Here is a 7,384-nt window from a genome sequence, read left to right on the forward strand (position 1 = left end):
ATTGAAAAAGGCATTGAAAAAGGTCGAAAAGAAGGAGTTCAGCAGGGAAAAATTCAAATGATTAAAAATATGTATGATCTTGGTATACCACTTGAAACGATTGCTAAGGCAAGTAAATTAAGTTTGCATGAGATTGAGCATATTTTAGGACATAAATAGTGATAAAAAAAGAGCTTGAATTGTTTCAAGCTCTTTTTTATCAACTCTCCTCAATATCATCCAATTGAGTCTTATAACATTCATCACACTCTGGCCTCGTAGGAAGAATCCCTCTTTCATCAGGTAATAAAACCCTCAAAACTTCTCGATCCATCTCTACGAAAGACTTCATAATAATGGGATATCCTTCAATAATATTCGTATACTCAATCCCTTGTTCAAACTTTTTTCCGCTCTTTATTTCTTCTATTATGGTACAAAAAACACTATGCGCGACTTCAGGATCCATATTTAATGCTATTTGTAAATCTTGATGATTAAAGTTATCTCTTAGACCATGCGTATGATAATTAGCATGGATGCCATCAATATCTTCTGCTAATATGCTATGCATGTACCATCCATACTCTTGTAGCATATTTTCTTCCCATTCATCTGCATCCTCTTCTAAATCTTCATCAAACAAATTCGGATCATACCACACGTCCTCGTAATCTCCAGCAATTAAAAATCTCCAACCAGGTGGTAACCCTAAATACTTCTTTATTTCAGGTGCCCATTCATCAATATGTTGAACGTGTAAAGGAAGAAAGAAATCTTCTTCTGTCCCCATTTCTTCACCAGCCCAAATGTACCAACCTGTTGTTCCGTTTTCTATAGGCATTCGTAACCCATTAATTGGAACGGTACTACTTTTCACATTTTGCGCTATCCCTAACTTAAAGTTATCTGGTGATTCTACATACTCCGCCCCATATTTTTCACATATGCGTAGTTGCTCTTTTATGCATTTCTTCATCCTCTTAGCATACTCCTCAATTTTTGAAATATAGATTTCTTTGGCGAAGCACTCTCTAACTTCCATACCCCACATGGATTATAAAATGGATCCTCTTGCTCATAACGTTCATCTATATAATGAGATACAAGATACACTGGAGCACCTTCTGTGAAACTAATTGTATCTCCATCTTTCAAATTAGGTTTTTCCAATATATTATGTAGGTTAAAATCATTTAATAAATCTACAGCTACTTCCGGATCTATTCCTCCGTCTAAAACAACGTCTGGTAGATTAAATGCCTGCATTCCACATGAATAATAACCGTCCTCTTCATCTCCGACTAAAGTTACAAGATGTGAATACATAGGGAAGATTTCCTTATCCTCTGCAAGCTCTTGCCATTCCTCTTTCGAATAAGCTACACCTGCTGTTTCAACTTTTAAAGCAAGTCCACCTGCATTTAAAAGTTCCATTCCTACATCAATTACTTCTTGTAATCTCTCTGTATCGTCAACTTTTGCAATAACATACACTGTATAAGTATGCTTCTCCAACTCCTGAAGCAATTCTTCATCAAAACGCTCCCCACCTGCATAGAAGAAAGCCTCTCTCAAAGAAGGGTCTTGTTCATATATATCAATTTCAAAGCCAATCTCTTTCTCCTTATGGTGCATAACATTTCCCGCTAATATATAGTTACTTTTACTCACAACTTCTTGTATTAATTCTGTTCTATCTTTCCATAAACCAGGTACTCCAATAACGATTTGTGTCTCCATCATATGCACTCCAATTCTCATCTATTTTCAATCTATTCTTTCAATCTTCCAAACTAAATTAGCTGGGATATCTTTCTCTAAAAAGGTTAACATCCATACAGTTTTTCCTTTATCATTCATCAGTAGCACTTTATGATTTAACTTCCAAGCCACTTCACTAACATGATGAAACATCTTATACATATCTTCTTCTCTAATAAGCTTTTCCTTTTTGATTAACCGCCTCGTTCTATACTCTCTTATTTCTAAGTACACGTCAGCATAAGCCACTTCATGCTGACATGTTATACTACATACGTATTTTTTATTCGGACTACTCTTTTTTATATATACGAACTCGTTTCTATAATTCAATTCTAGTATCTTATTCTTCACTTTTTCTAACTCTTCTATATCCCAATCATATTTCACAGCTAAACGCTTCATTTCAACATGAACGATTTGAAGGGCTAATTCTTTTTTCTCTCTATCTGATAAATATGGAAAACCCTTCACACTCTCATACTCCACAAAAACATTCATATATTCAGGGAAAATTCTATATTTCTTCTCCCACTCATCGAGTAATGAAATATCATCCACACAATGAATCAAAATCCCTTTCTCATAATCCATTCTTAACTTTGGCATATGTCGACAATATAAAGAAGTAATACTGCTCGTCTCTTTACCAAAAGAGATGTCTTCATCGTAGTTGCTTGTAGATGTTAACTGTAATGCCTCTATGTTTCTGGTATGCTCTTTTACTTTTAGAAAACTCAATTGTATATCTCTTATAACCGGCATTTGCTCTCTCCTCTTCGCAATACAACTATGAAATATCTTTGTTAATACGCCTTAATCAATTTCAAGCCAACCCATTCCCATAGAAAGAAATAACAACAGTCCGATTACAAAAAAGAGACCTCCAGTTAAAAAATAGAACGGCACTCCATGCAATGGATCACTAAATAACTCTATCAAATTTCCAGCTACTACTTTCCATTTCTCTTTCTTTGAATTTTTTTCTTTTAATTCTTTTATAAATCGATAATTACTTATACTAATCAAAATAATTCCTATTAATAGGCATCCTACTATGATTAAAATCTCCAAATATAGCACTCCATATGTACATCTATATTTATTTTCGTTTACATACTATTGTTATTCATATTCCATTTTAGCTAATAAACAAACGAAAGAGAACTAGGTGGATTAATGTTTACTTAAAAAGAAAAAGTCCGAAACCATATAAAGTGATTTCGGACTTTTTCTTTTTAAAATATTAAATTACATTTCGAACAAAAAGGAGCTGAATTTCCTCTTCTAATTTTCGTATCACATTTTGGACAATATACATATCGTTCCTCTACCTTTTGTCGTTCTATCATGTGTAAGGATACTATTTTCATACTGCACATAATTCCAATTAAGATAAGGCTAAAAATGAGTAGCACAACGCTCTTCCTTCCTTAACTACTTACCTATATTTCACCATTAAATAAAGATAATTTTATACTTATAATCCTATCTTACCCTTCATACCGGCAGGAACTTTCTTTACTTCTATTTACTCATCAGTGTGATTCTTTTTTGTCTATATAAATAAAGAATACCTGTAACTATAAAAACAATCACGCCAAAATACACGCCATATTCTATCGCGATCGCTACAATCCTTTCAATATGTTGTCCAAATAAAGAACCGAGCACAAAATAAACGAGTGTCCAAACAAATCCTGTCGTATAGGAATACAAAGCATATATCCGAAATGACATGTTATTCATCCCAACTAAATACGGTACGATATGTCTTACAACTGGTATGAAATAGCTTGTAACTAACGCGTACTGTCCGTATTTATCAACCATTTCTTGTGATTTCATCAAATACTTCGCTTTTTTCTTTTTCATTAATTTATGGAGTACCTTCGTTCCAAAAACCTTCCCTAATATATATCCTAAAGAAAGCCCTGATACAACACCTAAATATGTTAATACGAATGAAGGAACAACACTTAATATACCTACTGAAGATACGAAACCACCACTCATAACAATCATTTCATCTGGAATTGGCATACCGATAATCCCTAACCATAAACAGAAAAATAAAGCCCAATAACCGTATTGTTCAATATAAGATAATAATTCATGTAATTCCATTATGCATATGCTCTCCTTAGTTCTTTTTTGCAACTAAAGACGTAGGCTGGTGGGAAATTGAGCCATACTTTTTCTAGTGTAATTTCAGGGAAGAAATGCTGTATAAACCCTTTTTTCACAAGTGAATATTGAAATGTAATGAACTCACCATTCTCATGTATCGCTTCCATCGCATTATTTAAAATGCGCTTTGAAACTTCTTCTGGTAAAGAAGTGAAAGGCAACCCTGATAAAACGTAATCAATGCATTCTATATTGAGCTCCTCCATATACTTCTTTATATTTTCAGCTGAACCGTGTACAACAATGACATTCTGCTCATCTTTAAACTTTCTTTTTAATTCTTTGAAAAATACTTCATTAATTTCAATAAGAAGAAATATCGTTTCCTTCTTTTTTCTCTTCATAATCTCTTTCGTAAAAACCCCTGTACCAGGCCCTAACTCTACAATACATTTCGCTTTATTAAAATCAATTACATCGACCATTTTCTTTGCTAATATTTTTGAACTTGGCGCAATTGCACCAGTATGTTTCGGATGTTTCATAAATTCATGTAAGAATGTTATGAGTTGCATATAAACCTCTCCTCATTCGTTCGGTAGTTTTTAACTTGTGTCTAAGTATAACTATCGTTTCTTAATAAAAATTGAGGAAGTTTCTTAAGATTTTATGAAGAATAAAAAAACAGCTATCGCCTGTAGCGATAGCTGCCCCTTATTACTTCGCACTCACGATCTTATAATAAGAACGAACAGTTAAGAAGTAATATCCAATATAAATAGCGCCGTATACTCCGATACTAATTAGAAGCGGAATCATAATTTCAAATGGTAATATGTTCCCTAAACCTTTTAATGCAAACAAGCTGTGCAGGATTCCGATTACTAACGGGATTGCAAAGATAAAGCTTACTTGTTTTGCAATAGCTTTTTTCATTTCTTGTTTTGTGACCCCTATTTTGTGAAGTACAACATAACGCTCACGATCAGCATTTGCTTCTGTTAATTGTTTAAAGTAAATGATAGAACCTGTTGCTAGTAAGAATACAAGCCCTAAGAACATTCCAATAAACATCATTAATCCTGTTCCTTCAAGCCCCATATGGAAACCAGTGTAGAAATCTCTAAATGATAACACCATTTCTGATTCACCAGCTGGCATCACTTTTGTTAATTTTTCCGTTAACACTTTACTGTTTTTCTCATCTTTCACATCAATATTTTTTACAATACGTGTTCCAAATGCTTGTTTCGCTTGTTCATACATTTCATCTGAAACGACAACAACTAATTCACCTAAATTTGTAATCGCAACGTCATTTGCACCTTGGATTTTTAATTGTTTCGTTTCGTTCCCAATTTGGAATACTGCTTTGTTTCCTTTATATTGTGGACTAAACTCATGTCCTTCAATATACGAACTATCATATATAAATGCTTCATCAGCAGCTACATTCACTGTTTCTGCGTCGATTTTCTTAGCAAGCTTATTAAATTCAGATTGAGACATAAATTGATATTTCTCTGAGATACTGTAGTTCATATTAAAGATGAAATCAACTTTATCTCCTTCAAACTTCCCTTTTACAGGAACTGTCTCAATTTCAAATTGATCTTTAATCGGATGATCTTTCTTCTCTTCTGCAAAAATCGCATTTACTTTCTTATCAAGCGCTGCATCTTTTTTCTCATAAGAATAGCTATATGGTGCAACTGCTTTTGATTGCGTAAATGTGTTGTAATACATCGTAACTGACGTACCAACCGCTGTTAATGTTACCGCACTTAAAATAGAAATTGTCGCAAGTGATTTTGCATTTCCTTTAATACGATATAGTAGCTGCGACGTCGTTACCATATTCATACCGTTATAAAACGCTGACTTATTATTTCTTGCACGTTTCAATACAAATACTGTGAAGAACATAAACAGTAAATAAGTCCCTGCTACTGTCGCTAATAAAATGTATAATGCAACGACCATAAAGTCTGCATATTTAACAGCTTTCATGAACATTAATGCTAAGAAATAACCTGAACCAATTAAGACAACTGAAATTAATGCCATAATAACTGATCCTTTTGGCATTGCTTCTCCTTCACGTTCGGCGCGGAAAAGTTCAATTAGCTTAAATCGATAAATTAAACGATATCCTTGAAGTGATGTATATAAAATAATCACAAAGAAAATAAGTGCTGTATCAATAATGGCAGCCATCGGTACTTCAAAATGAACATTTAAGTTTAATCCCATCATGCTTACTAGCAGTTCAAGGAATAATTTTGAAAGGACACTACCAATCGCAATACCGATAATTAAAGACATTAATCCCATTAACATATTTTCATAAAAGAGCATTTTACCAATTTGTCTTTTACGGATACCTAATAACGAATATAAGCCAACTTCTTTTTTACGTTTACGTGTAAAGAAACCGTTCGAATATATAATAAACACTGCTACGAAAATGATAAGCATGACACTTGAAACTTGGAACGCTCCGCTAATTTTTTTTGAAGCTTCTGCAGCTTTTTCCATTTGTGAATTGTATTGCAGTGCTTTAAATGTAAAATAAATAACGATACTAAAAATCATAGATGCAAAATATACAAAGTAGTCTTTAAAGTTCCGCTGTATGTTGCGGAGGGCAATGCTAGATAAGGTCATCAGCCATACCCCCAGAAATAGAAGACATTACATCAACAATTTTTTGGAAGAACTGTTTACGCGTCGATTCACCGCGGTGCAATTCTTTATATAGTTCACCATCTTTAATGAAAATAACTCGTTTACAATAACTTGCTGCAAATGCATCATGCGTTACCATTAAAATTGTTGAGTTATCATATTCGTTTAACGACTTCATACTTTCAAGTAAATCTGTTGCAGATTTAGAATCAAGCGCTCCAGTTGGCTCGTCTCCGAAAATCATACTTGGATTCGTAACGATTGCACGTGATGCTGCGCAGCGCTGCTTCTGTCCACCAGATACTTGATATGGGAACTGACTTAAAATATGATCAATACCAAATTTCTTTGAGATTTCAAGAACGCGGCGATCAATCTCACTCGCTTTCACCTTTGATAACGCAAGTGGTAAAGCAATATTCTCTTTCACTGTTAACGTATCTAATAAGTTATAATCTTGGAAAATGAAGCCTAAATGATCGCGGCGGAATAACGCTAACTTATCATCATTCATTTTCACAATATCTTTTCCATCAATTAAAATTTCACCGTTCGTCGCATTATCAATTGTAGAAAGAACATTTAGTAAAGTCGTCTTACCAGAACCAGAAGGTCCCATAATTCCAACGAACTCACCTTCTTTTACTTGTAAGTTAATACCTTTTAACGCTGCAAATTTATTACCACCCGTGTCATATACTTTTTCAATATTTTTTGCTTCTAATACTGTTTTCATCTCGACATCCCTCATTTCTTCTATTCTCTATTTTCAACTATATACACTCTCTACTCTTGCCACTATCGATGTTTCTTACACAAACAT

Annotated in this window: 9 protein-coding genes and 1 pseudogene; 1 reads left to right on the plus strand and 9 read right to left on the minus strand. The window is 33.7% G+C overall.

From position 1 onward, the window contains the following. Positions 1–159: pseudogene (locus MR107_RS32080) on the plus strand (Rpn family recombination-promoting nuclease/putative transposase); the annotation flags it as partial. Between the two features lie 40 nt (positions 160–199). Here MR107_RS32080 and MR107_RS28340 read toward each other — a convergent pair. The 9 genes from MR107_RS28340 to MR107_RS28380 all read right to left on the minus strand — a co-directional run bounded on the left by MR107_RS28340 (position 200) and on the right by MR107_RS28380 (position 7,297). Further along, positions 200–958, minus strand: a complete 759-nt coding sequence (locus MR107_RS28340) for a DUF4262 domain-containing protein (protein ID WP_000710547.1) — start codon at positions 956–958, stop codon at positions 200–202. Next, positions 955–1,722 (minus strand): DUF4261 domain-containing protein, encoded by a 768-nt coding sequence (locus tag MR107_RS28345; protein WP_000449850.1) that lies wholly within the window; start codon positions 1,720–1,722, stop codon positions 955–957. Before MR107_RS28345 ends, MR107_RS28340 begins: the two co-directional genes overlap by 4 nt. A gap of 27 nt (positions 1,723–1,749) precedes the next feature. Next, positions 1,750–2,508: a hypothetical protein gene (locus MR107_RS28350; protein ID WP_016125892.1), complete on the minus strand. Its 759-nt coding sequence runs from the start codon at positions 2,506–2,508 to the stop codon at positions 1,750–1,752. Between the two features lie 51 nt (positions 2,509–2,559). Then, complete coding sequence (locus MR107_RS28355; RefSeq protein WP_000404320.1) at positions 2,560–2,817, minus strand: hypothetical protein; 258 nt, start codon at positions 2,815–2,817, stop codon at positions 2,560–2,562. A gap of 164 nt (positions 2,818–2,981) precedes the next feature. Further along, positions 2,982–3,161: a hypothetical protein gene (locus MR107_RS31770; protein WP_001986677.1), complete on the minus strand. Its 180-nt coding sequence runs from the start codon at positions 3,159–3,161 to the stop codon at positions 2,982–2,984. A gap of 109 nt (positions 3,162–3,270) precedes the next feature. Beyond that, positions 3,271–3,870, minus strand: coding sequence for a DedA family protein (locus MR107_RS28365; protein WP_000418944.1), 600 nt, complete (start codon positions 3,868–3,870; stop codon positions 3,271–3,273). After that, the gene (locus MR107_RS28370; protein WP_048656646.1) at positions 3,870–4,448 is read right to left on the minus strand and encodes a class I SAM-dependent methyltransferase; all 579 of its coding nucleotides are present in this window, start codon (positions 4,446–4,448) and stop codon (positions 3,870–3,872) included. Before MR107_RS28370 ends, MR107_RS28365 begins: the two co-directional genes overlap by 1 nt. A gap of 142 nt (positions 4,449–4,590) precedes the next feature. Further along, positions 4,591–6,540: an ABC transporter permease gene (locus MR107_RS28375; RefSeq protein ID WP_048656647.1), complete on the minus strand. Its 1,950-nt coding sequence runs from the start codon at positions 6,538–6,540 to the stop codon at positions 4,591–4,593. After that, positions 6,527–7,297, minus strand: coding sequence for an ABC transporter ATP-binding protein (locus MR107_RS28380; RefSeq protein ID WP_000859655.1), 771 nt, complete (start codon positions 7,295–7,297; stop codon positions 6,527–6,529). Before MR107_RS28380 ends, MR107_RS28375 begins: the two co-directional genes overlap by 14 nt. Between the last annotated feature and the right edge of the window lie 87 nt (positions 7,298–7,384).

It is taken from the genome of Bacillus cereus group sp. BfR-BA-01441 (assembly GCF_022663075.1).
GTDB classification, from domain to species: Bacteria; Bacillota; Bacilli; order Bacillales; family Bacillaceae_G; genus Bacillus_A; species Bacillus_A cereus.

What these genes read in the sequence shown, in the direction of transcription:
- MR107_RS28380 (WP_000859655.1), bottom strand. Translation starts at nt 7,297, where the DNA reads ATGAAAACAGTATTAGAAGCAAAAAATATTGAAAAAGTATATGACACG.
- MR107_RS28370 (WP_048656646.1), bottom strand. Translation starts at nt 4,448, where the DNA reads ATGCAACTCATAACATTCTTACATGAATTTATGAAACATCCGAAACAT.
- MR107_RS28345 (WP_000449850.1), bottom strand. Translation starts at nt 1,722, where the DNA reads ATGGAGACACAAATCGTTATTGGAGTACCTGGTTTATGGAAAGATAGA.
- MR107_RS28340 (WP_000710547.1), bottom strand. Translation starts at nt 958, where the DNA reads ATGAAGAAATGCATAAAAGAGCAACTACGCATATGTGAAAAATATGGG.
- MR107_RS28350 (WP_016125892.1), bottom strand. Translation starts at nt 2,508, where the DNA reads ATGCCGGTTATAAGAGATATACAATTGAGTTTTCTAAAAGTAAAAGAG.
- MR107_RS28365 (WP_000418944.1), bottom strand. Translation starts at nt 3,870, where the DNA reads ATGGAATTACATGAATTATTATCTTATATTGAACAATACGGTTATTGG.
- MR107_RS28375 (WP_048656647.1), bottom strand. Translation starts at nt 6,540, where the DNA reads ATGACCTTATCTAGCATTGCCCTCCGCAACATACAGCGGAACTTTAAA.